This window comes from Acidovorax sp. FG60, from assembly GCF_057808995.1.
This window is the reverse complement of the sequence record NZ_JBMDJC010000024.1, coordinates 57816-83946: the sequence shown is the minus strand read 5'-3', so window position 1 is coordinate 83946 and position 26131 is coordinate 57816. Positions and strand designations below refer to the sequence as shown.

General features: G+C 65.1%; 23 protein-coding genes. 13 read left to right on the top strand and 10 right to left on the bottom strand.

The genetic code is table 11. The features are described from left to right. Positions 1–125: 125 nt before the first annotated feature. On the bottom strand, positions 126–1025 hold the full coding sequence (locus tag ACODS0_RS24505) for a LysR family transcriptional regulator (protein WP_488837738.1): 900 nt from the start codon (positions 1023–1025) through the stop codon (positions 126–128). A 66-nt stretch (positions 1026–1091) separates the two neighbouring features. On the opposite strand from ACODS0_RS24505, the gene mdlC reads away from it, so the two are divergent. The 4 genes from mdlC to ACODS0_RS24485 all read left to right on the top strand — a co-directional run bounded on the left by mdlC (position 1092) and on the right by ACODS0_RS24485 (position 4923). Next, positions 1092–2684 (top strand): benzoylformate decarboxylase, encoded by a 1593-nt coding sequence (gene mdlC / locus ACODS0_RS24500; protein ID WP_488837736.1) that lies wholly within the window; start codon positions 1092–1094, stop codon positions 2682–2684. Positions 2685–2778: 94 nt separating this feature from the next. Beyond that, positions 2779–3780 (top strand): Bug family tripartite tricarboxylate transporter substrate binding protein, encoded by a 1002-nt coding sequence (locus tag ACODS0_RS24495; RefSeq protein ID WP_121419443.1) that lies wholly within the window; start codon positions 2779–2781, stop codon positions 3778–3780. 71 nt (positions 3781–3851) lie between these two features. Continuing rightward, a complete protein-coding gene (rnk, locus tag ACODS0_RS24490) occupies positions 3852–4265 on the top strand; it encodes a nucleoside diphosphate kinase regulator (protein WP_055394263.1) in 414 nt (137 codons plus the stop codon). Between the two features lie 268 nt (positions 4266–4533). Next, complete coding sequence (locus ACODS0_RS24485) at positions 4534–4923, top strand: hypothetical protein (RefSeq protein ID WP_488837734.1); 390 nt, start codon at positions 4534–4536, stop codon at positions 4921–4923. A gap of 22 nt (positions 4924–4945) precedes the next feature. Here ACODS0_RS24485 and ACODS0_RS24480 read toward each other — a convergent pair whose 3' ends face one another. Continuing rightward, on the bottom strand, positions 4946–6064 hold the full coding sequence (locus tag ACODS0_RS24480) for an acyltransferase family protein (RefSeq protein WP_488837732.1): 1119 nt from the start codon (positions 6062–6064) through the stop codon (positions 4946–4948). Positions 6065–6255: 191 nt separating this feature from the next. Between ACODS0_RS24480 and ACODS0_RS24475 the strand changes: the two genes are divergently transcribed. From ACODS0_RS24475 to ACODS0_RS24465, 3 genes are read left to right on the top strand one after another with little or no spacing between them, the layout of a single operon-like run. Beyond that, complete coding sequence (locus ACODS0_RS24475; protein ID WP_121419442.1) at positions 6256–6846, top strand: GbsR/MarR family transcriptional regulator; 591 nt, start codon at positions 6256–6258, stop codon at positions 6844–6846. 4 nt (positions 6847–6850) lie between these two features. Continuing rightward, the gene (locus ACODS0_RS24470) at positions 6851–8218 is read left to right on the top strand and encodes a cytochrome ubiquinol oxidase subunit I (protein WP_488837730.1); all 1368 of its coding nucleotides are present in this window, start codon (positions 6851–6853) and stop codon (positions 8216–8218) included. 10 nt (positions 8219–8228) lie between these two features. Beyond that, a complete protein-coding gene (locus ACODS0_RS24465) occupies positions 8229–9239 on the top strand; it encodes a cytochrome d ubiquinol oxidase subunit II (RefSeq protein ID WP_488837728.1) in 1011 nt (336 codons plus the stop codon). A gap of 9 nt (positions 9240–9248) precedes the next feature. On the opposite strand, the gene ACODS0_RS24460 is transcribed toward ACODS0_RS24465, so the two are convergent. The 8 genes from ACODS0_RS24460 to ACODS0_RS24425 all read right to left on the bottom strand — a co-directional run bounded on the left by ACODS0_RS24460 (position 9249) and on the right by ACODS0_RS24425 (position 18689). Then, positions 9249–10382 carry an ABC transporter substrate-binding protein gene (locus ACODS0_RS24460; RefSeq protein WP_488837726.1) on the bottom strand — a complete coding sequence of 378 codons (1134 nt, stop codon included), beginning with the start codon at positions 10380–10382 and terminating at the stop codon, positions 9249–9251. Positions 10383–10633: 251 nt separating this feature from the next. Then, positions 10634–11587 carry an NAD(P)H-dependent flavin oxidoreductase gene (locus tag ACODS0_RS24455; RefSeq protein WP_055394253.1) on the bottom strand — a complete coding sequence of 318 codons (954 nt, stop codon included), beginning with the start codon at positions 11585–11587 and terminating at the stop codon, positions 10634–10636. Positions 11588–11724: 137 nt separating this feature from the next. Then, a complete protein-coding gene (locus ACODS0_RS24450; protein ID WP_488837723.1) occupies positions 11725–13515 on the bottom strand; it encodes an acyl-CoA dehydrogenase in 1791 nt (596 codons plus the stop codon). A gap of 76 nt (positions 13516–13591) precedes the next feature. Next, a complete protein-coding gene (locus ACODS0_RS24445; protein ID WP_488837721.1) occupies positions 13592–14524 on the bottom strand; it encodes an electron transfer flavoprotein subunit alpha/FixB family protein in 933 nt (310 codons plus the stop codon). Then, the gene (locus ACODS0_RS24440; protein ID WP_121507084.1) at positions 14525–15274 is read right to left on the bottom strand and encodes an electron transfer flavoprotein subunit beta/FixA family protein; all 750 of its coding nucleotides are present in this window, start codon (positions 15272–15274) and stop codon (positions 14525–14527) included. A 217-nt stretch (positions 15275–15491) separates the two neighbouring features. After that, positions 15492–16826, bottom strand: coding sequence for a mechanosensitive ion channel family protein (locus ACODS0_RS24435; RefSeq protein ID WP_431152367.1), 1335 nt, complete (start codon positions 16824–16826; stop codon positions 15492–15494). A gap of 5 nt (positions 16827–16831) precedes the next feature. Next, positions 16832–17623, bottom strand: a complete 792-nt coding sequence (locus tag ACODS0_RS24430) for an enoyl-CoA hydratase (protein WP_488837719.1) — start codon at positions 17621–17623, stop codon at positions 16832–16834. 160 nt (positions 17624–17783) lie between these two features. Next, positions 17784–18689 (bottom strand): histone deacetylase family protein, encoded by a 906-nt coding sequence (locus ACODS0_RS24425; protein WP_055396137.1) that lies wholly within the window; start codon positions 18687–18689, stop codon positions 17784–17786. Between the two features lie 101 nt (positions 18690–18790). On the opposite strand from ACODS0_RS24425, the gene ACODS0_RS24420 reads away from it, so the two are divergent. From ACODS0_RS24420 to ACODS0_RS24395, 6 genes are all read left to right on the top strand, one after another. Then, complete coding sequence (locus ACODS0_RS24420) at positions 18791–19711, top strand: AAA family ATPase (RefSeq protein ID WP_010460095.1); 921 nt, start codon at positions 18791–18793, stop codon at positions 19709–19711. 3 nt (positions 19712–19714) lie between these two features. Further along, entirely contained in the window at positions 19715–20770 is a 1056-nt protein-coding gene (locus tag ACODS0_RS24415) for a DUF58 domain-containing protein (protein WP_121419432.1), read from the top strand. A 112-nt stretch (positions 20771–20882) separates the two neighbouring features. Then, positions 20883–22910, top strand: coding sequence for a transglutaminase TgpA family protein (locus ACODS0_RS24410; RefSeq protein ID WP_488837716.1), 2028 nt, complete (start codon positions 20883–20885; stop codon positions 22908–22910). A 137-nt stretch (positions 22911–23047) separates the two neighbouring features. Then, complete coding sequence (gene mltB, locus ACODS0_RS24405) at positions 23048–24124, top strand: lytic murein transglycosylase B (RefSeq protein WP_488837714.1); 1077 nt, start codon at positions 23048–23050, stop codon at positions 24122–24124. Between the two features lie 218 nt (positions 24125–24342). After that, entirely contained in the window at positions 24343–25335 is a 993-nt protein-coding gene (locus tag ACODS0_RS24400; protein ID WP_488837712.1) for an ABC transporter ATP-binding protein, read from the top strand. Continuing rightward, complete coding sequence (locus ACODS0_RS24395) at positions 25332–26102, top strand: ABC transporter permease (RefSeq protein WP_370628636.1); 771 nt, start codon at positions 25332–25334, stop codon at positions 26100–26102. The genes ACODS0_RS24400 and ACODS0_RS24395 overlap by 4 nt, the downstream gene beginning before the upstream one ends. Positions 26103–26131: the final 29 nt, after the last annotated feature.

Here is a 26131-nt window from a genome sequence, read left to right as displayed (position 1 = left end):
CTTATAAAAACACAGCATCCAGGGTGCCACTGGAGCTAAGTGGATACCCCTTATAAATATACAGCCATTTGGTGCTGCGTGCTTGCCCTCCGCCCCCGCAAGCATGCGCGCGGCCTTGGCCCGGTTTACTCCTTGAACAGCTGCTCGATCAGCCCCCGCATCCACTGGTTGCCGGGGTCGCTTTCAAAGCGGCGGCTCCAGTGCAGCGACACTGTGAAGTCGCGCAGCGGCAGTGCGGGCTCGATCAGGGTGTAGCCACCGTCGGCCGCAAAAGTGCGTGCGATGTTGCGGGGCATGACCACGGCCAGGTCCGTGGCCCGCACGATGGCGGGCAGCACCATGAAGTGCTCGGTGGTCAGGCGGATGCGGTCCTGCAACTGTTGCATCTCCAGAATGCGCAGGGTGTCGGAGTGGGTGCGCACGGCCACAAACTCCAGCTGGTGCAGGGCGCTGAGCAGGACAGGGCCGCTGCGCCTGGTGGCGGCGAAGGGGTGGCCTGCGCGCAGCAGCACCACGTAGCGATCCTGGAGGAGTTGCACACGCTGCGTATCCTTCACCGTGGGCAAAAAGCCAAAGGCGAAGTCGATGGCACCGCTGTCCAGCCGCTGGGGGATCTCGTGGCGTGGCACGGGCAATGTCTCCAGCCGCACGCCGGGCGCCTGGCGCTGCAGCGCCACCATCAGGTCGGGCAGAAAGCGGCCCTCGCCAATATCGCTCATGTGGATGCGAAAGACCTTGCGCGACTGCAGAGGATCGAACAAGGCCGACTCGTTCAGGGCCTCTTCCAGCAGGCCCAGCGCGCTGCGCACGGCGTTGGCCAGCCGGTCGGCCTTGGGGGTGGGCTGCACGCCGCCGCCTGCGCGCACAAACAGCGGGTCTTTGATGAGCAGGCGCAGCCGCGTCAGCGCCTGGCTGGCAGCGGGCTGGGTCAGGTCCAGCAGGTCGGCGGCGCGGCTCACATTGCGTGTGCGGTAGACGGCATCGAACAGGCGCAGCAGGTTGAGGTCGATGTCTTTGATATGCATTGAGTGAATACCGATTAGTCATTTCATTGTATTGATGGATAGAGCAAGCCATCCGAAGATGCGGGGATGCCTTCAGAACAACCCCATCTCCCCACCGTGCGCGAGGCCGTGCTCGACCTGCTGCGCGGCTTTCACATCGATACCATCTTTGGCAACCCGGGCTCCACCGAGCTGCCACTGTTCCTCGACTTTCCCAGCGACTTCCGTTACATCCTGGGCCTGCAGGAATCGGTGGTGGTGGGCATGGCCGACGGCTATGCGCAGGCCACCCACAACGCCGCCTTTGTGAACCTGCACTCGGCGGCCGGCGTGGGGCACGCCATGGGCAATATCTTCACGGCACACAAGAACCGCACGCCCATGGTCATCACGGCCGGGCAGCAGGCGCGCTCCATCCTGCCGTTCGACCCCTTCCTGTTCTCGGGCCAGGCCACCGAGCTGCCCAAGCCCTACGTGAAGTGGAGCGTGGAGCCCGCGCGCGCCGAAGACGTGCCACTGGCCATCGCCCGCGCCTACTACATCGCCATGCAGCAGCCGCGTGGGCCGGTGCTGGTGTCTATCCCCGCCGACGATTGGGACAAGCCTTGCGAGCCGCTGAAGGCGCGCACCGTGAGCACCGAAACGCGTCCCGAGCCCCGCGTGCTGCAGGCCATTGGCGATGCGCTGGATGCCGCGCGGCGCCCCGTCTTCGTGGTGGGTGCCGCCGTGGACCGCGACCGTGCCTGGGACGAGGTGGTGGCGCTGGCCGAGCGGCACAACGCTGCCGTGTGGATTGCGCCCATGTCCGGCCGCTGCGGCTTCCCGCAAGACCACCGCCTGTTTGCGGGTGTGCTGCCCGCCATGCGCGAGAAGATCGTGGCGCTGCTCGGCAGGCACGACCTGGTGTTTGCGCTGGGCGCCGCCGCCTTCACCTACCACGTGGAAGGCTTTGGCCCGCATGTGCCGCCGGGCGCGCAACTGGTGCAGCTGATTGAAGACCCCGGCACCGCCGCCTGGACGCCTGAAGGCACCTCGGCCGTGGGCGGCATCCGGCTCGGGGTGCTCGACCTGCTGGCGCGCCCCGCACCACCGCCACGCGCCTTGCCACAACCGCGCCCCGCACGCCCGCGTGTGGAGCCCACGGGGCCGCTGATGAGCGTGCCCTATGTGATGCAGACCCTGGCCGAGGTGCGCGATGCGGCCTCCATCGTGGTGGAAGAAGCGCCCAGCTCGCGCGCAGCCATGCACGCCTACCTGCCCATTGTGCAAAGCGAAACCTTCTACACCATGTGCAGCGGCGGCCTGGGCTATGGCATGCCTGCCGCCGTGGGCGTGGCTCTGGCCAAACCCGACAAGAAGGTGATCGGACTGCTGGGCGACGGCTCGGCGATGTATTCCATCCAGGCCCTGTGGAGCGCGGCGCAGCTGAAGCTGCCTATCACCTTCATCATCCTCAAGAACCGCCGCTACGCGGCGCTGCAGGAGTTTGCCCCCACCTTCGGCTTCCACGCAGGCGACAAGCTCGAAGGCACCGACCTGCCGGATCTCGACTTCCTCGCGCTCGCCCGTGGCCAGGGCTGCGAGGCCGTGCGTGTGAGCGACCCCGCCTTGCTGCACCAGGTGCTGCGCGATGCACTGGCCAGCCCGCGCGCCATCCTGGTTGAGGTGGACGTGGCCTGACAGGCCCTGCACAAACCGTTCTTCCCGGCTCACCCCATCACCACAACACACCAGACCCGGCGCACCCGGGCGCTCACCTTGACTGGAGACAACCATGCACATCGTTCACAACCCGCCCTCCCCAACCACCCGCCACCTGCTGCGCACGCTGGCATGCGCCGCTGCCAGCGTGCTGCTCAGCACCGCCGCCATGGCAGACACCTGGCCCAGCAAGCCGATCAAAGTCATCGTCAACTTCCCCGCCGGGGGCGCCGCCGACCAGATTGCGCGCGCCGTCACCCAGCCCCTGCAGGCCGTGCTGGGACAGCCGGTGGTGGTGGAAAACCGGGGCGGTGCGGGCGGCAACATCGGCGGGGAGGCCGTGGCCAAATCCCCGGCCGACGGCTATACCCTGCTCATGAGTTCGGGCGGCATGGTGTCGGTCAACCCGCACCTGTATCCCAAGATGCCTTTCGACCCCGTCAAGGACCTGACACCCGTGGCTGCTGCTGCACGGGTGCTGGTCTTCCTGGAGGTGCGCCCCACACTGCCGGTCAACACCATCCAGGAGTTCCTCGCGCACCTGAAGGCCAACCCCGGCAAGCTGAGCTTTGGCACGCCGGGCAACGGCAGCTCGCCCCACCTGGCGGCCGAGATGCTCAAGACCCAGGCCAATGTATTTGCGGTGCATGTGCCCTACCGGGGCGCGGCACCGGCCATGCAGGACCTGCTGGGTGGGCAGCTGGACTTCATGTTCGACCCGGGTATCGGCCTCTCGCATGTGAAAGCGGGCAAGCTCCGGCTGCTGGCCGTGGGCAGCGCCAAGCGCTCACCCCTCTTCCCGGACGTTCCCACACTGGACGAAGTGGGCCTGAAGGGCTTTGACGCAGACACCTGGTTTGGTTTTTATGCACCGGCGGGCACACCGCCCGACGTGGTCACGCGCCTGAACCGCGAGATCAACAAGGTGCTGGGCACACAGGCCGTCAAGGACCGCATCACGGCGCTGGGCGGGGTGCCCGCCCCCATGTCGCCCACCGACTTCAACGCACGGGCTTCCATCGACAGCGCACGGTTTGGCGCCCTGATCAAGGCGCGCAACATCCAGGGAGATTGACCGCGCGCGGCAGTGCGAGATTCGCGATGGTCTACAGTCCCGCGCTTTGTCACCACCTTAGAGGTACTGCCATGGCGCGCAAGCCCCAGATCATCCTGTCGTCGCTCGACGTTGACCGCATCGAAGCCCTGCTGGCCGCCATCCCGGCCAGTGTCTTCCCGGGCAAGGCGGACCTGCAAGCAGAGCTGGACCGGGCCGATGTGGTGCCGCCCGAGGACATCCCGCCCAACGTGGTGACCATGAACTCCACCGTGCAGTTCTCCATCCTGGAGACGGGCAAGGAGTTCTGCCTGACCCTGGTCTACCCGCGCGACGCGGATGGCACTGCGGACCGCATCTCGATCTTCGCGCCCGTGGGCAGCGCCCTGCTGGGCCTGGCGGTGGGCGATGAACTGGCCTGGCCCGGACCGGGCGGCAAGTCAATGACGGTGCGCGTGAAAGACATCCTGTACCAGCCTGAAAGTGCCGGCGAACTGCATCGTTGAATTCGGGACACCCCCTGAGGCGCTGCGCGCCTTCCCCTCGCTCTCACAGCGCTGCGCACTGCGGGCGGGGGGACGCCACCCTCGCTGCGGGGCGGCCCTTGCTTGGCTGCCCTGGCCTTTGAGCACGCCGGTTTCTGAGGCTATTGGGTAGCTGGAGCCCGCTGGAGCACTGCGCGCCTTCTATTCCCGGCGAGCCCTGCCTGGAGGGTGCAAGTGCCACGGATTGGGGTGGTGCAAAGCGCCATGAGCCGCGACAATGGCAGCCGCCATGACCACACCGCCCGCACCGCACACGCCAGACATCCCTCCATCGATTGACCAGTTCGACCCGGACTCGACGGTCGCATTCCAGCGGCGAATGGAGCGGGCTCCTGAATGGTTCTGCTCCTTCCTGGCGGGAAACAGCCGCGAAAAGAGCCGCCTCAAGCGCGAGATGGCAACCATGAAGGGCTCGGTGGTGTGGCTGGTGCAGCAGCGCCGCCAGGGCAACTGGGATGCCGCAGAGCGCGCCCACTTGCGGGATGTGATGCGGTCCGCCTCGTCCGTGAGTCCCTACCTGTTCATCTGGGTGATGCCGGGCTCGATGCTGATCCTGCCCTTCATGGCCTGGTTTCTGGACCGGCAGCGCAAGCGGCGCGAGCGCAAGCTACAGCGTTGAAGAGCTCTTCACGAGCCCTCATTCAGAACCCGTTGTTGGTAACAGCCACCAGCAGACCGGTGCCCACCAGCCCCGCCTGCCAGCGCAATGCGGTGGACCAGGTGGGCACATGCCGCTCTACCCGCAGGTAGAGCAGGCGCCCGGCGGCGAGGGACAGGACAAACGCCAGCAGCATGCCCAGCGCATTGGGCACCGGCGAAGCAGGCCACAAGTGGCTGACCACGGCATTGACCAGTAGGCACACGGCAAAGTGCACGAGGAAGATGGAGTAAGACATCTGCCCCACGCGAACCAGCGGCGCAAAACCGCCCCAGGCACGCAGACGTTCGGACCGCAACGCCACCACCAGGCACAGCGCCGTGACGAGCGCCACCACGATGCGGCCCCGGAAGTCCAGCGCCAGGGCCACACCGCCCAGCAGCACCATGGCGCTCAGCCACCCCACCTGGCTGGCTGCGCGCACAGCCCAGTACGCCAGCATGCCCAGGCCATAGGCACCCAGGAAGTAGATCGCCCACATGTCGAGCCCGGCCATGCGGTTGAAAACCCACAGCGACGCCGCCACACCTGCCACGATGAGCACCCGGGCCAAAACAGCCCCGTGCCGCTGGGCCCACACGCCCGGCAGGGCTCTGACGCCCGCCCAGAGCAGCACGCTCAATGCAAAAAGCTGGAAGTCGATGGCCACATACCAGACACCGGCAGACAGGGCATCTTCGTCCACGATGTCCTGCAGCAGCAAGGCATTGGCCAGCAATTGCGCCAAGGTGGGTTCTTCCGGAACAGAAGAGTGCTCCATCCAGGGGCGCACCAAGGCAGCCACCACCACCGTCAGCAACAACGCCACCGCGTAGGGAACCACCAGCCGTACAAAACGCTTGGCCACTGCATTGCCGGCATGGTCAAACCGCGCCACGCCCTGGGGCGCCAGGCTGGCTGCGGCAAGGTAGCCGCCCAGCACCAGAAACACCTGCACCGCCATGCGCCCATAGTCATACAGCCAGGCCATCAAGGCGGGGGCGAGAGGCTGGGCGATGTCCGACATCGGGCCATAAAAGGCCAGGTGGTGCCAGACGATGGTGATGCACGCCACGCCCTTGACCATATCGATCAGGGGCATGCGGGAAGGAGACGAAGACATGGCAGCGGGGAGGTATGGCATGTGCCGAGGCGGGGCCGCACCGGCAGACAAGAACCTCTATTGTCCCCCGCATCCAGCAGTTTGCGCAGCCCCAGAGCCTGCCGCGGTACCCCGCCTTCTGGGGATGCAATTTCCTGAATTTTCAGAAATTACTGAAATTTCAAAAAATCAAGCGCACAATACGTGCCTATATGACCTACGTCAACCATTTACCCCCTCTGAACCGCCAGTTCGTGGCCCACTTTGGCGAGATGGGCAGCCGCTGGGGCATCAACCGCACGGTCGGCCAGATGTATGCACTCATCTTCCTGTCTCCTCGCCCGCTCAATGCCGACGAGATTGCTGAAACGCTGGAGTTTTCGCGCTCCAACGTGAGCATGGGGCTCAAGGAGCTTCAGGCCTGGCGGCTGGTGAAACTGAGCCACCAGCCGGGCGACCGGCGCGAATACTTCGAGGCACCCAAGGACGTGTGGGAGATCTTCCGTGTGCTGGCCGAGGAACGCCGCCGCCGCGAGATCGAACCCACCTTGTCGATGCTGCGCATGGCGCTGCTCGAAGAGCCCTCCTCCGATGAAGAGCGCCACGCCCAGGAACGCATGCGCGAGATGCACGAACTGATCGACCGGCTCATGACATGGTTCGACGACGTGCAGCGCCTGGCGCCTGAAACAGCGATGCAGCTCATGGGCATGGGCACCGCCGTTACCCGGGTGCTCGAATTCAAGGACCGGCTGACCGGCAAGGGCAGTCACTCGCCAAAGAGCAATCCCTCAGGAGTTTGACGCCATGGACGCCTTCACGCTCTCGCGCATCCAGTTCGCGGCCAACATCAGCTTTCACATCCTGTTCCCCACCATCACGATTGCGCTGTGCTGGTTTCTGGTGTTCTTCCGCATGCGGCACACGGCCACGCGCGGCACACCGGCGGCGCTGGGCTGGGAGCAGGCCTACTACTTCTGGACCAAGGTGTTTGCGCTGACCTTTGCGCTGGGCGTGGTGTCGGGCATCACCATGAGTTTTCAGTTCGGCACGAACTGGCCGGGCTTCATGGAGCATGTGGGCAACATTGCCGGACCGCTGCTGGGCTATGAGGTGCTGACGGCGTTCTTCCTGGAGGCCACCTTCCTGGGCATCATGCTGTTTGGCCGGGGGCGCGTGTCCGAGCGCATGCACCTTGTCGCCACGCTCATGGTGGCTTTTGGCACCACGCTGTCGGCTTTCTGGATCTTGAGTTTGAACTCGTGGATGCAGACGCCCGTGGGCTACGAGATTATCGATGGCAAGTTCCACGCGGTGGACTGGCTGGCGATTGTGTTCAACCCGTCCTTCCCCTACCGACTGGGCCACAAGCTGCTGGCATCGGCCCTCACGGCAGGCTTTTTGATCGCCGGGGTGAGTGCCTGGCAGTTCATCAAGGGCACGGCCAACGAAGGCACGCGCAAGGCCCTGCGCACGGCCATCACCGCCGTGGCCGTCGTGATCCCGCTGCAGATCTTCATGGGCGACCTGCATGGTCTCAACACGCTGGAGCACCAGCCCGCCAAGATCGCCGCCATCGAGGGCATCTGGCACACCGAGAAGGGCGCGCCACTTACGCTGTTTGGCCTGCCCAACGAGAAGGAAGGTCGCACCGACTACGCCTTGCAGATCCCCAAGGCGGCCAGCCTGATCCTGGCGCACGATAGCGACGCCGAGCTGAAGGGGCTTAACGAATTCCCAGGCGCCCATCCGCCCGTGGCGCCCGTGTTCTGGGGGTTCCGCGTGATGGTGGGTGTGGGCCTGCTCATGCTGGCCGTGGCCTGGGTGGGTGCTTTTGTGCTGTATAGCCGCCGCAAGCAAGACCTGGCCACCCTGCCCCGGCCACTGCTCTACACGCTGGTGGGTATGGCGTTCTCAGGCTGGGTGGCCACGCTGGCCGGGTGGTACGTGACCGAAATCGGTCGCCAGCCTTACCTGGTCTATGGCCTTTTCAAGACCGCCGACGCCGTGGCCCCCCACGCGCCCGCCATGGTGGCCAGCACGCTGGCTGCCTATCTCATCGTCTATGGGCTGCTGCTGGTGGCCTATGTGGGCGTGATCAAGTACATGGCCGAACACCCAGCCATGCCCACACCGGCGGCGTCCCATCCCGCGCCAGCCCCTCGCGCCGTTTAAGGAGGCCTCCATGGACGCACTGAACTGGGCCACCGCCCTGCCCCTGATCTTCATGGCCGTAATGGGCCTGGCCCTGCTGGCCTATGTGATCCTCGACGGCTACGACCTGGGCGTGGGCATCCTCCTGCCCTTTGCCACCGATGCGGAGAAGGACGTGATGGTGTCCAGCATCGGCCCTTTCTGGGACGCCAACGAGACCTGGCTGGTGTTGGGCGTGGGGGTGCTGCTCATCTGTTTTCCGACCGCGCACGGCGTGGTGCTGTCGGCCCTGTACCTGCCGGTGGCCGTGATGCTGGTGGGCCTGATACTGCGCGGCGTGGCTTTCGACTTTCGCGTGAAGGCCCGCGACTCGCACAAGACCACATGGAACCGCCTGTTTGCGGCCGGCTCACTGGCGACCACCCTGGCCCAGGGCTGGATGCTGGGGGCCTACATCACCGGCTTTCAGAACGACACCTGGGGCCTGCTGTTTTCCGCAGGCATTGCCATCACCCTGCCTGCGGCCTACGCGATGCTGGGCGCGGGCTGGCTCCTCATGAAGACCGATGGCGATCTTCAGCGCAAGGCCGCCCGCTGGGGCCAGGGTGCGCTGTGGCCCATGGGGTTTGCGCTCATGGGGATTTCGCTGGCCACGCCGCTGGTCAGCCCGACGGTGTTTGCCAAGTGGTTTGTACTGCCCGAGCTGTTTGCGCTGCTGCCCATCCCGCTGGCCTGTGTGGCAGCCTTCTTTGCCATCCGCCATGTGCTGGCCACGCCGCGCGTGGTGCAGGCCGGCTACGGCTGGATCGTGTTCGGGGCCACCGTGCTGATCTTTGTGCTGGCCTTCCTGGGGCTGGCCTACAGCATCTATCCCTACATCGTGATCGACCGCCTCACAGTGTGGCAGGCCGCCAGCGCCAAGGAATCGCTGGTGGTGATCGGCATCGGCGTGGCCATCACGCTGCCAGCGATCATTGCCTACACCATCTTCATGTACCGGGTGTTCTGGGGCAAGGCGCGGGAGCTGACATACGGGTTGTGAAACCTCCGCTCAATACCGCAGACTCCCTTCCGCGTCCACTATGGCCAGTTCCACATAAGTCGAGCCGTTGTGGCTCTTGGGCGAGTATTTGACGTTAAAGCGCCCAAAGGATATTTCACCGGCATCCTCCATCGTCTTGATGAAAGACTCCGTGGTCAGGTTGCGCCCCGTGCGGCGCAACCCCTCCACCAGCAGCCGGGCATGCACGAATCCCTCGAACTGCGAAGCCGAAGGCCGGGCGCTGGGGGACTTGGCGCGCAGCAGGGCCAGGTATTCGGCCACCACGGGCACCGTGGTGCTGCGCAGCGACGGCATGATCTGCGCGAGGATGATGCCGCGCGCCCTTTCTTTAAGTTCGCGGTGGATCACGTCCATGCTGGCTACAGAGAACCCGTAGTACGCGGGCCGCGCCGCTGTCGATTGCACGGCCTTGATGTAGCTGGTGAACGTGGTTCCTGCGGTTGCAACGATCACGGCCTGGGGCTGTGCCTTTTCGGTGGCCTGCGCCGCAGCAGCGAAGTCCGGCTGTTTGGGATCTACCTTGATCTCCGCCACGAAGGCCAGTTTTTCCTCATCGGAGGCTTTCTTGAGTTCGGCCAGCAAGGTTTTGCCCAGTCCGTCGTCCTGGTAGAACACGGCCACGCGGCTGATGCCCTGCTGGCGCAGCTGTGAGACGATTTTTGCAGCCTCGCTCGCATACCCTGCGCGCACATGAAAGACGTAGGGGTTGAGGGTTTCCCGAAACACCGAAGCGCCCGTGACCGGGCCAAACAGCAGGGTGCGGTGCTCCTTGATCAGGGGCAATATGGCGGCCGTCTGCGCCGTGCCGGTGCTGTTGTAGATCATGAAGACCTTGTCGGTATCCAGCAGCTGGCGCGTGTTCTCCACCGCTTTCTGGGGATCGAAGCCGTCGTCAAGTGTGGTGTATCGGATCATGCGGCCATGCACGCCGCCCTGCGCATTCACCGCGTCGAACATGAGCCGCGAGCCCTCGCCATACTGCGCAGTCTGTGGTCCGAGCGGCCCCGACAGCACCGCCGATGCGCCGAGACGGATTTCATCGGCGGTCACGCCCTCGTTGCGGGCATGGCCCAGGCCACCTGTGCACAAGGCAACCAGCAGCACCAGAAAAGAACGAAACATCACGCACCCACCTTGCAAAGAATGTGCTGACCGAGCAACCCAAGCACACGCACTTTGGTTATTGATCATCATCATTATCCGCAGCCACCAGAACCGGCTTATGGGGGTTTGCCCTTGCCTCGGGAGCGCCAGAAACAGCTTCGCCCGCAGTGCACACCAGGCGCACTGCGGGCGAATGAAGCCCTCTTGCCCAAGGCCACCACGCCCTGGGCAGCGGCGGCGGTGTGGAGCCCAAAAAACTCAACGCAGCATCAGAGCTTGAGGCGCGCGCGCGCAGCCTCGTACTCGCGGCGCAGCTTGCCCACCAGCTCGGCGGTGCTGGTCACGGCGTTGATGGCACCAATGCCCTGGCCGCAGCCCCAGATGTCTTTCCAGGCCTTCTTGGCATCGCCGCCAAAGTTCATCTTGCTGGGGTCGGACTCGGGCAGGTTGTCGGGGTCCATGCCCGCAGCGCGAATCGACGGAGCCAGGTAGTTGCCGTGCACGCCGGTGAACAGGTTGCTGTAGACGATGTCGTCGGAGTTGCCGTCCACGATGGCCTGCTTGTAGGCATCGCTGGCACGCGCTTCGTGCGTGGCGATGAAGGCCGAGCCGATGTAGCCAAAGTCTGCACCCATGGCCTGCGCGGCCAGCACTGCGTCGCCGCTGGCGATGGAACCACTCAGCGCTACGGGGCCGTCGAACCACTGGCGGATTTCCTGGATGAGCGCAAACGGGCTCTTCACACCCGCATGGCCGCCCGCACCGGCGGCCACGGCGATCAGGCCATCGGCGCCCTTTTCAATCGCCTTGTGGGCAAACTTGTTGTTGATGATGTCGTGCAGCACGATGCCACCCCAGGCATGCACGGCCTGGTTCACATCCTCGCGCGCGCCCAGGCTGGTGATGATGATCGGCACCTTGTACTTGGCGCACACCTGCATGTCGTGCTCCAGCCGGTCGTTGCTCTTGTGCACGATCTGGTTGATGGCAAAAGGCGCGGCCGGCTTGTCGGGGTTGGCCTTGTTGTAGGCAGCCAGCGTCTCCGTGATCTCGGCCAGCCATTCGTCGAGCAGCTCAGCGGGGCGGGCATTGAGCGCGGGCATGGAGCCCACCACACCCGCCTTGCACTGCTCAATGACGAGCTTGGGGTTGCTGATGATGAACAGCGGCGAGCCGATGACAGGCAGCGAGAGGTTTTGCAGCGCGGCGGGCAGTTTGGACATGGCAACAACTTCCTGAACAGGTTTTTGGATGAAATAGGGCTCTAGCGCTTATTCATCAAGCGCTAGCAGCTATCATTTGTATATCAATAAGCTGCCCGCTCTGCGGGCAGTCCGTCTCCTCACAACACGCTCAACCTTCAAAAGGCTTCCAGCGACAACTCGGTAACGCTGGCCGCGCCTTCCACAATGCTGTCGCGCAGGCCCGGGGCCTTCACCAGGATGTGATCAGCGTAGAACTGGGCCGTAGTGATTTTTGCGCGCATGAACGCTTCGTCCTGTCCCTTTTGCAACAGGTCCTGTGCCACCAGCAGGCTGCGCGCCAGCTGCCAGCCCGCCACCACATTGCCCGCCAGCATCAGGTAAGGCACGCTGCCCGCAAACACGGCGTTGGGCTGGGCCTTGGTGCCACCGGCCACAAAGTCAATCACATCGAGCAGCGCCTTGCGCGCCGCCGTGAGGCGCTTGGCCACTGCCAGCGCGGCGAGGGTGCCGCTGGCCAACAGATCGGCCTCGGTCTTCTCGATCTGTGCGGCGATGCCCTTGGCGGTCTGGCCGCCGTCACGCGCCGTCTTGCGGCCGACGAGGTCGTTGGCCTGGATGGCCGTGGTGCCTTCGTAGATGGTCAGGATCTTGGCGTCGCGGTAGTACTGCGCCGCGCCGGTTTCTTCGATGAAACCCATGCCACCATGCACCTGCACGCCCAGGCTGGTCACTTCCAGGCTGGTCTCGGTGCTGTAGCCCTTGACCAGCGGCACCATGAATTCATAGAACGCCTGGTTCTGCTTGCGCGTTTCCGCATCGGGGTGGTGGTGGGCAGCATCGAACGCTGCTGCGGCCACGGTGGCCATGGCACGGCAGCCTTCCACGGTGGCGCGCATCGTCATGAGCATGCGCTTCACATCGGGGTGGTGGATGATGGCGGCGCTGGCGTTGATGCTGCCGTCCACGGGGCGGCTCTGCACGCGGTCTTTGGCGTACTGCACAGCCTTCTGGTAGGCGCGCTCGGAGATCGCGATGCCCTGCATGCCCACGGCGTACCGGGCGGCATTCATCATGATGAACATATATTCAAGGCCGCGGTTCTCTTGACCGACGAGATAGCCCACCGCACCGCCATGATCTCCAAACTGCAGCACGGCGGTGGGCGATGCCTTGATGCCCAGCTTGTGCTCGATGCTCACGCAATGTGCATCGTTGCGCGCACCCAGCGTGCCATCCTTATTGACCATGAATTTGGGCACGACAAAAAGGCTGATTCCCTTGACGCCCTCGGGTGCGCCCTGCACGCGGGCCAGCACCAGGTGGATGATGTTCTCGGCCATGTCGTGCTCACCGTAGGTGATGAAGATCTTGGTGCCGAAAATTTTGTACGTCCCGTCGGGCTGGGGTTCGGCGCGCGTGCGCACCAGGGCCAGGTCCGAACCAGCCTGGGGTTCGGTCAGGTTCATGGTGCCGGTCCATTCGCCGGTGACCAGCTTTTCAAGGTACGTGGCCTTGAGCTCGTCACTGCCTGCGGTGAGCAGCGCCTCAATGGCGCCATCGGTCAGCAGCGGGCACAGCGCGAAGCTCATGTTGGCGCTGTTGGTCATCTCGATGCAGGCCGCGCCAATGGTCTTGGGCAGGCCCTGGCCGCCAAAGTCGGCCGGGTGCTGCAGACCTTGCCAGCCGCCTTCGCCATATTGGCGGAAGGCTTCCTTGAAACCGGGGGTGGTGGTGACCACGCCGGATTGAAAGCTCGATGGATTCTTGTCGCCTTCCCAGTTGAGCGGCGACAGCACCCCTTCATTGAACTTGGCGCACTCTTCCAGCACGGCAGCCGCCGTGTCCAGGCCGGCGTCTTCAAAGCCGGGAATCTGCGCAATCTGTTCAATGTTGGCCAGGTGCTCGATGGCGAACAGCATGTCCTTGACGGGGGCGGTGTAGCTCATGGGTGTCTCCGGGAAAGCAAAATTTCGTCAAAAAAAAGGCATCGCGAGCGATGCCTTTGTGCGCACAGGGGCGTTCTTACAGGGCCTTCACCAGCTCCGGCACGGCCGTGAACAGATCCGCTTCCAGCCCATAGTCGGCCACGCTGAAGATCGGTGCCTCAGGGTCCTTGTTGATCGCCACGATCACCTTGGAGTCCTTCATGCCCGCCAAGTGCTGGATGGCGCCCGAGATGCCCGCTGCGATGTACAGCTGCGGCGCCACGATCTTGCCGGTCTGGCCCACTTGCCAGTCGTTGGGGGCGTAGCCTGCGTCTACCGCCGCGCGGCTGGCACCCAAAGCGGCGCCCAGCTTGTCGGCCAGCGGGGTCATCACTTCGTCGAACTTTTCCTTGCTGCCGAGGGCTCGGCCACCGGAGACGATGATCTTGGCGGCCGTGAGTTCGGGGCGGTCGCTCTTGGCGATTTCGCTGCCCATGAAGCTGCTCTTGCCAGCGTCTGCGGTGGCTGCGGCGGTTTCAACGGCTGCGGAACCGCCCGTGGCGGCTGCGGCGTCAAAGCCCGTGGCGCGCACGGTGATGACCTTTACGCTGTCGGCGCTTTGCACGGTGGCAATGGCGTTGCCGGCGTAGATGGGGCGCTCGAAGGTGTCTGGGCTCACCACTTTGGTGATGTCGCTGACCTGCGCCACGTCCAGCTTGGCGGCCACGCGGGGGGCCACGTTGCGGCCGCTGGCGGTGGCGGGGAACAGGATGTGGCTGTAGCTGGAGGCGATGGCGAGCACTTGCGCGGCCACGTTCTCGGCCAGGCCGTGTTCCAGGCCAGGGGCGTCGGCGTGGATGACCTTGGCGACACCGGCGATCTGGGCGGCTGCGGCGGCGGCTGCACCGGCGTTGTGGCCGGCCACCAGCACGTGCACGTCGCCACCGCAGGCCACAGCGGCCGTCACGGTGTTCAGCGTGGCGCCCTTGATGGACGCGTTGTTGTGTTCAGCAATAACGAGTACCGACATTTAGATCACCTTCGCTTCGTTCTTGAGTTTCTCGACCAGAGCGGCCACGTCCGCCACCTTGATGCCAGCACCGCGCTTGGCGGGCTCGGTCACCTTGAGGGTCTTCAGGCGCGGAGCCACGTCCACGCCGAGGTCTTCGGGCTTGACGGTATCGAGCTGCTTTTTCTTGGCCTTCATGATGTTGGGCAAGGTGACGTAGCGGGGCTCGTTCAGGCGCAGGTCGGTGGTGATGACCGCTGGCAGCGACAGCTGCAGGGTTTCCAGGCCGCCGTCCACTTCACGCGTCACGCTGACCTTGTCGGCCGAGAGTTCTACCTTGTTGGCGAACGTGGCCTGGGGCAGGTCTGCCAGGGCCGCGAGCATCTGGCCGGTCTGGTTGGCGTCGTCGTCGATGGCTTGTTTGCCCAGGATGATGAGACCGGGCTGCTCTTTGTCCACCAGGGCCTTGAGGATCTTGGCAACGGCCAGGGGCTGCAGCTCGACGTCGGTTTCCACCAGGATGGCGCGGTCTGCACCGATGGCCATGGCGGTGCGCAGGGTTTCCTGGCACTGGGCCACGCCGCAGGAGACTGCGATGACTTCGGTCACCAGGCCTTTTTCTTTCAGGCGCACGGCCTCTTCAACGGCGATTTCGTCAAAGGGGTTCATGCTCATCTTCACGTTGGCGATGTCTACACCCGTGTTGTCCGATTTGACGCGGACCTTCACGTTGTAGTCCACCACGCGCTTGACAGGGACCAAGACCTTCATTGCTGCGGCTCCTAGAGTTGGTTGAATTGACGTTTACGTAAACTGGAACATTCTATGCGGCACTGCAACGAAAGCGCTACGGGCCCAGCACACAGATCACACGATTAGAAAAAAGAACGATCGTGCTTTTTGTGGATTATAGGCGAGTGGGCGCAGCACCTGTCTAGAGTTTGCTGTCGCCTTGGGCAACCTGCAGCCAACGGACAAGCGGGCAAGGCTACTCAGAACCCGCCAGTGCGCGGCCCACCGCCGCATTCGACACAGCAGGGGGCAGTGCTCCCTCGACCTGTACATGCATGACCCGCTGCGGATAAGGGATTTCGATCTTGTGGGCGCGCAGTGCACTCAGGATGGCGCGGTTGATCTCCGAGCGCAGGCCCAGCGAACCGTTCTCGGGGTCGGCAATCCAGAAGCCCACGGTGAACTCCAGCCCATCGGCACCAAACGCCGACAAGGACACACTGGGCGCCGGATCGCGCAGCACACGACTGCTGGCAAAGGCGGCCTCGCCCAGCAGCCGCGTCACCAGGTCCACATCGCTGTCATAGCCCACGCTCACCACGGTGGACAACCAGACGCGGGGGTCCGCCAGCGACAGGTTTTCCACCCGCTGGATGATCAGCATCTCATTGGGCACGATGGACTCGCGGCCCGTGGACGAGCGCACCACCGTGTAGCGCGCATTGATATCGGTGATGCGCCCCTCGAAGTTGTCCACCCGCACGTTGTCGCCAATGCGCATGCTGCGCTCGGCCAGGATCACAAAACCGCTCACATAATTGGACGCCAGCTTCTGCAGGCCAAAGCCAATCCCCACCCCCACAGCGCCGCCCAGCACAGACAACGCGGTCAGGTCAATGCCCACGGCCGACAGGGCCATGATGAGCCCGACGAAGATCAGCAGCGCCCGCACGGCATTGCTCACCGCCTTGCGCAGCGACAGCTCGGCCCCGGTGGCCGAGCGCAGCAGGCGCGACTCGATGGCGGCAGATATCCACAGCGCGATCAGCAGCACGGCAGCAGCCGTCAGTGCCCCTTCAATCATGGTTCGCACCGACAGCGTGGCGCCTCCCACCTTCCAGTGGATCTGGTCCAGCTCTTCGAGCACCAGGGGCAACAGCCCCGTGACCCACAGCACCATGCCCAGCCAGGCCAGCCACGAGATGGAGCGTTCAATCGGCCGCACCCAGGCGGCATCCGGGTAGGCCACCTGCAGCACCTTCACCCCGATGCGGATGACCACCAGCGACACCAGCACCGGCACGGCGACCTTGAACACGGCCAGCGGAACCCACTGCAGCAGCACGGTGCGCGCCACATAAGCCAGGCACAGCAACGCCAGCGGAAACAGTGCGCCATCGACAATCCGCGTGCCGAACAGGATGGAGCGCGGGTCACCCCGGTGCAGCCCACGCTGCAGCAGCGACACCAGCAACCAGGCCAGGCCCAGGCAGGCAGCCAGGGCGGCAAATTCCACCAGCACCGTGGGCCGAAGAAACGCCTCGGCCCAGCGGCCCACATCTTCCAGCATGGGGGTTTCTGTCGTGGCCATGGCTCTCAGCGCTTCCAGGTAGGCTGGCGCTTTTCGGCGAAGGCGCGCGCACCCTCTTGCGCGGCGGCGTCCATCATGTTGGTGGCCATGGTCTGGCCCGCCAGCTGGTAGGCCGCATCGATGCCCAGCTCCCGCTGCTGGTACACCAGCGCCTTGCCCATGGCCACGGCCACGCGGGGCTTTTGCAGGATGGACTCCACCAACTTTTCGACCTCGGCATCCAGCGCATCGGCGGGCACCACACGGTTCACCAGACCCTGCGCCAGCGCGGTGGGCGCATCGATGAAATCGCCGGTGAGCAACATTTCCATCGCCCGCTTGGCGGGCACATTGCGCACGAGCGGCACGCTCGGCGTTGCGCAGAACAGACCGTAGTGGATGCCACTGGTGGCAAAGCTGGCGCTGTCGGCCGCCACCGCCAGGTCGCACTGCGCCACCAGCTGGCAGCCCGCCGCCGTCGCCATGCCCTGCACCCTGGCGATCACGGGTACTGGCAGCTTGTGGATGGTCAGCATCATGCGGCTGCATTGCGCAAACAGCTTCTGGTAGTACGCCAGCTCCGGGTTCGCCGCCATGTCCTTGAGGTTGTGCCCGGCACAGAAGGCTTTGCCTGCTGCGGCCAGCACCACCACCCGCACGGACTCGTCGCGGCCCGCATCGTCCAGCGCCTGTTGCAGCGCAGAGAGCATCTCTGCACCCAGCGCGTTGAAGCGGGCCGGGTCGTTCAGGGTCAAGGTGACCACGCCACGGGCGTCGCGGGTGGTCGTCAGCACATCATCGAAGTTCTTTGTCGTCATAGTTTGCTCCTCTCAGCCATCTGCACGCCGACTGAAACTGGCATTGCCCAGGCGGGGGCCGCCGCGCAAGGGCCGCCCCGCCGCGCTGGCGGCGTCCCCCTTCCGCATCGCGCAGCGATGCAAGAGAAGGGGGAAGCGGCGAAGCCGCTCAGGGGGTTGGTCACAAATCCGCGAGGACCCGCAAATGTGCCTCCACACTGCGCGCCAGCGGCCCCATCACATAGCCGCCCTCCAGGCACGACACGATGCGGCCCTGGGAATAGCGGCGTGCCACGTCCTTCACACGCTGGGTGATCCAGGCGTAGTCCTGCTCGGTCAGGCCCAGCTGGCCCATGTCGTCCTCGCGGTGGCCGTCAAAACCCGCACTCACAAAAATCATCTCGGGCTTGAAGGCTTCCAGCCGGGGCATCCACATCATTTCGATGATCTCGCGGATGTCCATGCCCCGCGTGTAGGCGGGCACGGGCACGTTGACCATGTTCGGGGCGGGATCATGGTCGCCGCTGTAGGGGTAGAACGGGTGCTGGAAGATGCTGACCATCAGCGCCCGGGGGTCATTGGCCAGGATGTCCTCGGTGCCATTGCCGTGGTGCACGTCAAAGTCCACCACCGCCACGCGCTGCAGGTTGTAGCGCTGCAGCGCATATTTGGCCGCCACGGCCACGTTGTTGAAGAAGCAGAAACCCATGGCCTTGTCGCGGCAGGCATGGTGGCCGGGGGGGCGCACCGAGCAGAACGCGTTTTCCACCTCGCCCGCCATCACGGCATCGGTGGCGGCCAGTGCCGCCCCCGCAGCGCGCAGCGACGCCTTCCAGGTGTGGGCGTTGATGGAGGTGTCGGTGTCGATCTGCGCGTAGTTGGGGCCGCCAGCCATCAGCTCTTCGTTGAGCCGGTCTGACAGGCCGCGCAACGCCGCAATGTGCATGCGGCCGTGGGCCAGCTCGATGTCGGCCAGCGAGGCCTCGGGGGCGTCGTAGCGCTCCAGCGCGTCGGCCACGCCGGTGATCAGCAAGCGATCCTCAATGGCGTCCAGCCGCTCGGGGCATTCGGGGTGGCCCGGGCCCATCTCGTGCTTCCAACAATCCCGATGGGTGAAATAGCCCGTCTTGCTCACAGTCTTGTCCCCGCGTGTCGCATTTTTCTCAATTTTTCGGATAACGTCATGCCATGAACGCACAGCACAAAATCAAATCACTTCTGGATCAGCTTAACACGGTGATCGTGGGCAAACAGGCCCAGGTCCAGGACTGCGTGGCCTGCCTGCTGGCGGGGGGGCACCTGCTGATCGAAGACGTGCCCGGGGTGGGCAAGACCACCCTGGCCCACGCCTTGTCACGCACCTTCGGCCTGCAGTTCTCGCGCGTGCAGTTCACGGCCGACCTGATGCCCAGCGACCTGACCGGCGTGTCGGTGTACGAACGCGGCAAGGAAGCCTTCGTGTTCCACCCCGGCCCGGTGTTTGCCCAGGTGCTGCTGGCCGACGAAATCAACCGCGCCAGCCCCAAGACGCAAAGCGCGCTGCTCGAAGCCATGGAAGAAAAGCAGGTGTCGGTGGAGGGCGAAACCCGCGCCCTGCCCCACCCGTTCTTCGTGATCGCCACGCAGAACCCGCACGACCAGCTGGGCACCTTCGCGCTGCCCGAGTCGCAGCTCGACCGCTTTTTGATGCGCATCTCCATCGGCTACCCCGACCGCGCCGCCGAACGTGTGCTGCTGGCGGGCGCGGACCGGCGCGACATGGTGGACACCATGCTGCCCCTGCTGTCAGACGAGGAACTGGCCGAGCTGCAGCGCCAGGTGCAGGCCATCCACACGGCCGATCCGCTGCTCAACTATGTCCAGGACCTGATTGCGGCCACCCGCTCGGGCCGGTGGTTTCTGCAAGGGCTCTCGCCCCGCGCGGGCATTGCCCTGGTGCGCGCGGCCAAGGCGCAGGCCCTCATCAGCGGGCGCGACTATGTGGCGCCCGATGATGTACAGGCGGTGCTGCCCCAGACCATTGCCCACCGCCTTGTGCCCGTGGGCGACGCCGGACGAGGTGCGGTGGAGCAGGTGCGCGCGATGGTCGAAGCGGTTCCATTGCCCTGACCCATGGAATCCGCCACCCCACCGCCCCTCCCACCTCTTGCGCGCTGGCGCAGCCTGGCCGCCACGCTCAACCCATTTGCGCCGCTGCGCCGCCGCTTCCAGCGCTGGTGGCAGGCGCGCCTGCCGCTGAGCGACACGCTGGCGCTCACGCAGCGCAATGTCTACATCCTGCCCACCGGTTCGGGCTGGATGCTGGCGTTGACGCTGATCGTGCTGCTCATCGCGTCCATCAACTACCAGCTCAACCTGGGCTACCTGCTCACCTTTTTGCTGGCGGGCAGTGCGGTGATCGGCATGCACATCTGCCACGCCAACCTGCGCGGCCTGACCCTGCACCTGAAAGCACCCGAGCCGCACTTCATGGGCAGCAGCACCGCGTTTGACATCCAGCTGTCCAGCGAGCGCAAGACCCCGCGCTACGGCATCGCCCTGTCGGTGCACGGCACGGGCAAGGAGGCGCAAAAGGAACCCCATCATTGGGCCTGGACCGACGTGCCAGCGCAGGGACAGTCCAGCGTGCAAGTCGCTTTCAAGCCCGAGCGCCGGGGCCTGCACCGCGTTCCCACATTGACCGCCGAGACGCGCTTTCCGCTGGGCACCTTCCGCGTCTGGACCTACTGGCGCCCCGCTGCCCAGGTGCTGGTCTACCCCGCACCCGAAACCCCGACACCGCCCCTGCCGTCTGGCGAACCGCGCGCGGGCGGAGCGGGCAACACGCCCACACAGGGCATTGGCGAATTCGACGGTGTGCGTGCCTACCGGCGGGGCGATCCGCTCAAGCTCGTGGTCTGGAAGAAGGCCGCCAAGTCGCTGGCCACTGGCACAGACGACCTGGTGAGCCGCGACGCCCAGCAGGCCCAGCGGCACGAGCTGTGGCTGGACCTGGCCCGTGCCTCACTGCCCGACCACGAAGCCCGCATCTCGCGCCTGACCGCCTGGGTGCTGCAAGCCGACCGGCTGGGGCTGGACTATGGCCTGCGCCTGCCGGGTGTGGAGATCGCCCCGGACACGGGGGCGGCCCATCGCAGAAATTGCCTGGAGGCACTGGCATTGTGCTGATTCGTCCCTCAAAATTTAGATCAAACTGGCACCTTGCGCTTGCTAGAAAAGCGCAGATAGCTACATTTTTGATAGCAAATCAATCACCACCTGTCGGGCGTGCCCCCTTGCCATGAACCTGCGACAGACCCTTGTTTCCCTGCCTCGCGACGCCCGCGACACGCTTTTTCTGCTGTTCGTGATCGTCTGGGTCATCGCGCCGCAGGTGTCCAACCTGCCGGTGTGGACCAGCCTGCTGGCTGGCGGTCTGCTGGTGTGGCGCGGCTGGCTGGCCTGGACGGGCCGCCCCCTGCCCGGCCGCTGGACAGTGGCCGCCCTGCTCCTGGTAGCGGTGGCAGGCACGCTGTTCACGCACCGCACCATCCTCGGGCGGGATGCGGGTGTCACCCTCATCGTCATGCTGCTCGCCCTCAAGATGCTGGAGCTGCGCGCACGCCGCGATGCCATGGTGGTGTTCTTCCTGGGCTTCTTCACGATGCTCAGCAATTTCTTCTTCTCGCAATCTCTGCTGACTGCCGCCGCCATGCTGGTGGCGCTGCTGGGCCTGCTCATGGCACTGGTCAATGCCCACATGCCGGTGGGGCGCCCGCCGCTGGCGCAGACCTTTCGCATGGCGGGCACCATGGCACTGCTGGGCGCGCCCATCATGGTGGCGCTGTTCATGCTGTTCCCACGCATGTCACCGTTGTGGGGCATGCCCGGCGAAAACCTCTCCGGGCGCAGCGGCCTGTCGGGCACGATGAAGATCGGGGACATGGCCGAGATCGCACTGGATGAGCGGGTGGCCATCCGCCTGCGCTTTGAGGGGGCGCCCACCGATGTGCCTGCGCAATCCATGCTGTACTTTCGCGGGCCCGTCATGACCGCGTTCGATGGCCGGGAATGGCAGGCCGAGCCCTTCCGCGAAGACAGCGCCTGGGCCGCACGTGCAGCCCTGCCCGCCAATCTGCAGGTCAGCGGCCCGGCGGTGCGCTATGAGGTGACGCTCGAACCCCAGCGCCAGCCCTGGCTGATGGTGCTGGAGGCCACCCCCGAGGCGCCCCAGCTGCCCAACAACATGCAGGCCTACATGACGCAGGATCTGCAGTGGATGACGGCACGTCCCATCACCGAGGTGATGCGCTACCAGGCCGTGAGCTACCCCGAGTTCCGCCACGGCCCCCAGCAGTCGGTGCGGCAACTGCGCGTGTACACAGAGCTGCCGCCCGGCTTCAATCCGCGCACCCTGGAGCTGGCGGCACAGATGCGGGCAGACCCTGCACTGGCCAACGCCCGCACGGAAGTTCTGGTCAATGCCGTCCTGCAACGCCTGCGCACAGGGGGCTACAACTACTCCCTCGATCCAGGCGTCTATGGCCAGCACACCGCCGACGAGTTCTGGTTTGACCGCAAGGAAGGCTTTTGCGAACACATTGCCTCGGCCTTCGTGGTGCTGATGCGCGCGATGGATGTGCCAGCACGCATCGTCACGGGCTACCAGGGCGGCGAGCGCAACCCCGTCGATGGCTACTGGACGGTGCGCAACGCCGATGCCCATGCCTGGTCCGAAGTCTGGATGGAGGGGCGTGGCTGGGTGCGTGTAGATCCCACAGGCGCCGTCTCGCCGAACCGCGTGGGTCAGTTCCAGCGTTTACGCGCGCCCCAGGGTGCGTTCGCCAACGCCCTGGGCACCCTCAGCCCGGGCATGGTGCAGAACCTGCGGGCCGTGTGGGAAGCCGTCAACAACGGCTGGAACCAGTGGGTGCTCAACTACACCCAGAGCCGCCAGATGGACCTGCTCAAGGCGCTGGGGTTTGAATCCCCCAGCTGGCAGGACCTCACCACCGTGCTGGGCAGCCTGGTCATCGCGGCTGCGCTGGGCGGCATGGGCTGGAGCCTTTGGGAACGTGCCCAGCACGACCCCTGGCTGCGGCTGCTGGCCCGCACGCGCCAGCGCCTGGCGCGCGCCGGCCTGACGCTGCCCGAAACCCTGCCCCCTCGCGCCATGGCCGAACGGGTGCGCGCGCACTTCGGCCCGCAGGCTGCTGGGGTGGCAGACTGGCTGCTGCGGCTGGAACGCCTGCGCTACGCCCCCCACCCCGACACCGAACTGGGAGCCCTGCGGCGCGAGTTTCGCGCACTGCCCTGGCCAAACCGATGAATCCCCCCTGAGCGGCTTTGCCGCTTCCCCCCAAGGGGACGATGCCCTTGCTGCGGGGCGGCCCTTGCTTGGCATCCCTGGCCTGGGTCGCGTCGGTTTCGGGGCGCAGGGACAAAACAAAGTAACGAACAACCCAAATGAAGAAGACAGCTCCATGGATCACAACAGCTATATTTTTGATAGCTGCTTGCGCACTACCAGCAAGCGCTAGTCCGCAAAAATCCTCCAAAACCAGCATCACAAAGCAAAAGCCAGCCGTGCTCTACGCATCGCGCCCCGAGGCGCTGCAGTTTGCCGACGACCTGGCTGCGCGCCGCGACCTGGACCGCGAATGGGTGCGCCAGGCCATCGGGCAGGCGCATTTTTTGCCGCAGGTGCCCCGGCTCATGCTGCCGCCACCCAAGGGCACGGCCAAGAACTGGCGCGTGTACCGCAGCCGCTTCATCGACCCCATCCGCATCCGCGCCGGCCAGCGGTTCTGGCAGGAGAACCAGGCCATGCTGGAGCGGGCCGAGCGCGAGTACGGCGTGCCTGCCGAGATCATCGTGGGGATCATCGGCGTGGAGACCATCTACGGCCAGCAGATGGGCACGTTCCGCGTGATGGACGCGCTGGCCACGCTGGCGTTTGATTTCCCATCAGCCCATCCTCGCGCCAAGGAGCGCACCGAATTTTTCCGCCGCGAGCTGGAGCAGTTCCTGAGCCTCACCAACCGCAGCAACACCGACCCGTTCGAGCCGCGCGGCAGCTACGCTGGTGCCATGGGCCTGGGACAGTTCATGCCGTCGAGCTGGGTGCGTTACGCCGTGGACTATGACGGCGATGGCCGCGTGGACCTGTTCAACAGCCCGGCCGACGCCATCGGCTCGGTAGCCAACTACTTCCGGGGCCACGGCTGGACGCCGGGCATGCCCACGCACTTTGGCGTGCAGTTCGACACGGCACGGCTGCAGATGGATGACCTGCTGGCGCCCGACATCCTGCCCACCTTCAGCGTGGCCAGCATGCAAGCCAAGGGCGCTGTGCTCGACGCGGCTGGCGTACAACACAACGGCCCGCTCGCGCTGGTGGAGCTGCAAAACGGCGCAGAGGCGCCGAGCTATGTGGCGGGCACCGAGAACTTCTACGCCATCACGCGCTACAACTGGTCGAGCTACTACGCGATGGCGGTGATCGAGCTGGGCCGCGAAGTGGCGGCGGCGCGCGCACGCTGACCCGCACACGCGCACCGGGGCGCTTTTGGGGGAGGCGCTGCGGCGCACCGCAGGCCCGGCAGGAGAACGGCCGGACGGCCGATGCGGGGTTTGGCGGCGCTTACAAGCGCGCTTGCGCCAGTCAGTCCACAATGCCCGGCTTGGGCCGCTGGCCCGGCAGCCCTGCCGCAGCGGCACACCTCTTTGGCCCCCCCTACCCCACCCCACCCCTTTTCTTCATGCCTGTATCACCTTCTCCAACGCCCGCTGTGGACGCCATCGTCAGGGTGCGCGGCTTGAGCAAAACCTACGCGGGCGGCTTTCAGGCGCTCAAGAACATCGACCTGGACATCCGGCGCGGCGAGATTTTTGCCCTGCTCGGGCCCAACGGCGCGGGCAAGACCACGCTCATCAGCGTGATCTGCGGCATGAGCAATGCCACGGCTGGCTCCATCACCGCAGACGGCCATGACACCGTGCGCGACTACCGCGCCGCCCGCGCGGCCATTGGCCTGGTGCCGCAAGAGCTGCACACCGATTCGTTTGAAACCGTGTGGGCCACGGTCAACTTCAGCCGGGGCCTGTTTGGCAAGGCGCCCAACCCGGCGTTCATCGAGAAGATCCTCAAGGACCTGTCGCTGTGGGACAAGAAGGACAGCAAGATCCTCGCGCTGTCGGGCGGCATGAAGCGCCGCGTGCTGATCGCCAAGGCGCTGTCGCATGAGCCCAAAATCCTGTTTCTGGACGAACCCAGTGCTGGCGTGGACGTGGAGCTGCGCCATGACATGTGGCGCTTGGTGCGCGAGTTGCGCGACGGAGGCACCACCATCATCCTGACCACCCACTACATCGAAGAAGCCGAAGACATGGCCGACCGCATCGGTGTGATTCGCAAGGGTGAGCTGATCGTGGTGGAAGACAAGGACGTGCTGATGCGCAAGCTGGGCAAGAAGCAGCTCACGCTCACCCTGCAGCAGCCGATGGACCGGGTGCCGGATGCACTGGCACGCTGGCCGCTCGTGCTGAGCCAGGGCGGCACCGCGCTGACCTACACCTTCGACACGCAGCAGGAGGACACGGGCATTGCCGCACTGTTGCGCGCACTGGCCGAGCACGGCATTGACTTCAAGGACCTGCACTCCAGCGAAAGCTCGCTCGAAGACATCTTCGTGAGCCTGGTACACCAGGACCCAACGGACACCCTTTCGCCACAGAAAGCACCCCAAGCATGAACGGCCTGAACTGGCATGGCGTCAGCGCCATCTACCGCTTTGAGATGAACCGTGCGTTTCGCACCTGGATGCAGAGCCTGATCGCGCCCGTGCTCACCACGGCGCTGTACTTCATCGTCTTTGGCTCCGCCATCGGCTCGCGCATGGGTGACATCGGCGGCGTGGGCTACGGCGCCTACATCATCCCCGGGTTGCTCATGCTGTCGTTGCTCTCCGAGAGCATCTCCAACTCGGCCTTTGGCATCTACATGCCCAAGTGGTCCGGCACCATCTACGAGTTGCTCAGCGCGCCGGTGAACTGGGTGGAGGTGCTGCTGGGCTACGTGGGCGCAGCGGCCAGCAAGTCGCTGCTGGTGTCGGTGCTCATCCTCACCACGGCCCGGGTGTTTGTGCCCTATGAAGTGGCGCACCCGGTGTGGATGGTGGGCTTCCTGGTGCTCACCGCCGTCACGTTCTGCCTGTTCGGCTTCATCATTGGCCTGTGGGCCGACAGCTTCCAAAAGCTGCAGGTCATCCCGCTGCTGGTCATCACGCCGCTGACCTTTCTGGGCGGGGCGTTCTACAGCATCAACATGCTGCCACCGTTCTGGCAGACCGTTTCGCTGTTCAACCCGGTGGTCTATCTCATCAGCGGACTGCGCTGGGCGTTCTATGGCCAGGCCGATGTCCACATTGGCGTGAGCACGGGCATGACGCTGGTGTTCATGGCCGCGTGCCTCGTCGTGGTGTGGTGGGTGTTCAAGACGGGGCGCCGCATCCGGCGTTGAGCCCGCCGCCCCAAAAACATTCACGCTGA

Bases quoted from the DNA above. Each gene is read 5' to 3' on its own strand.
- ACODS0_RS24505 (WP_488837738.1), bottom strand. From the start codon at position 1,025: ATGCATATCAAAGACATCGACCTCAACCTGCTGCGCCTGTTCGATGCC.
- mdlC (WP_488837736.1), top strand. From the start codon at position 1,092: ATGCCTTCAGAACAACCCCATCTCCCCACCGTGCGCGAGGCCGTGCTC.
- ACODS0_RS24495 (WP_121419443.1), top strand. From the start codon at position 2,779: ATGCACATCGTTCACAACCCGCCCTCCCCAACCACCCGCCACCTGCTG.
- rnk (WP_055394263.1), top strand. From the start codon at position 3,852: ATGGCGCGCAAGCCCCAGATCATCCTGTCGTCGCTCGACGTTGACCGC.
- ACODS0_RS24485 (WP_488837734.1), top strand. From the start codon at position 4,534: ATGACCACACCGCCCGCACCGCACACGCCAGACATCCCTCCATCGATT.
- ACODS0_RS24480 (WP_488837732.1), bottom strand. From the start codon at position 6,064: ATGTCTTCGTCTCCTTCCCGCATGCCCCTGATCGATATGGTCAAGGGC.
- ACODS0_RS24475 (WP_121419442.1), top strand. From the start codon at position 6,256: ATGACCTACGTCAACCATTTACCCCCTCTGAACCGCCAGTTCGTGGCC.
- ACODS0_RS24470 (WP_488837730.1), top strand. From the start codon at position 6,851: ATGGACGCCTTCACGCTCTCGCGCATCCAGTTCGCGGCCAACATCAGC.
- ACODS0_RS24465 (WP_488837728.1), top strand. From the start codon at position 8,229: ATGGACGCACTGAACTGGGCCACCGCCCTGCCCCTGATCTTCATGGCC.
- ACODS0_RS24460 (WP_488837726.1), bottom strand. From the start codon at position 10,382: ATGTTTCGTTCTTTTCTGGTGCTGCTGGTTGCCTTGTGCACAGGTGGC.
- ACODS0_RS24455 (WP_055394253.1), bottom strand. From the start codon at position 11,587: ATGTCCAAACTGCCCGCCGCGCTGCAAAACCTCTCGCTGCCTGTCATC.
- ACODS0_RS24450 (WP_488837723.1), bottom strand. From the start codon at position 13,515: ATGAGCTACACCGCCCCCGTCAAGGACATGCTGTTCGCCATCGAGCAC.
- ACODS0_RS24445 (WP_488837721.1), bottom strand. From the start codon at position 14,524: ATGTCGGTACTCGTTATTGCTGAACACAACAACGCGTCCATCAAGGGC.
- ACODS0_RS24440 (WP_121507084.1), bottom strand. From the start codon at position 15,274: ATGAAGGTCTTGGTCCCTGTCAAGCGCGTGGTGGACTACAACGTGAAG.
- ACODS0_RS24435 (WP_431152367.1), bottom strand. From the start codon at position 16,826: ATGGCCACGACAGAAACCCCCATGCTGGAAGATGTGGGCCGCTGGGCC.
- ACODS0_RS24430 (WP_488837719.1), bottom strand. From the start codon at position 17,623: ATGACGACAAAGAACTTCGATGATGTGCTGACGACCACCCGCGACGCC.
- ACODS0_RS24425 (WP_055396137.1), bottom strand. From the start codon at position 18,689: ATGGGCCCGGGCCACCCCGAATGCCCCGAGCGGCTGGACGCCATTGAG.
- ACODS0_RS24420 (WP_010460095.1), top strand. From the start codon at position 18,791: ATGAACGCACAGCACAAAATCAAATCACTTCTGGATCAGCTTAACACG.
- ACODS0_RS24415 (WP_121419432.1), top strand. From the start codon at position 19,715: ATGGAATCCGCCACCCCACCGCCCCTCCCACCTCTTGCGCGCTGGCGC.
- ACODS0_RS24410 (WP_488837716.1), top strand. From the start codon at position 20,883: ATGAACCTGCGACAGACCCTTGTTTCCCTGCCTCGCGACGCCCGCGAC.
- mltB (WP_488837714.1), top strand. From the start codon at position 23,048: ATGAAGAAGACAGCTCCATGGATCACAACAGCTATATTTTTGATAGCT.
- ACODS0_RS24400 (WP_488837712.1), top strand. From the start codon at position 24,343: ATGCCTGTATCACCTTCTCCAACGCCCGCTGTGGACGCCATCGTCAGG.
- ACODS0_RS24395 (WP_370628636.1), top strand. From the start codon at position 25,332: ATGAACGGCCTGAACTGGCATGGCGTCAGCGCCATCTACCGCTTTGAG.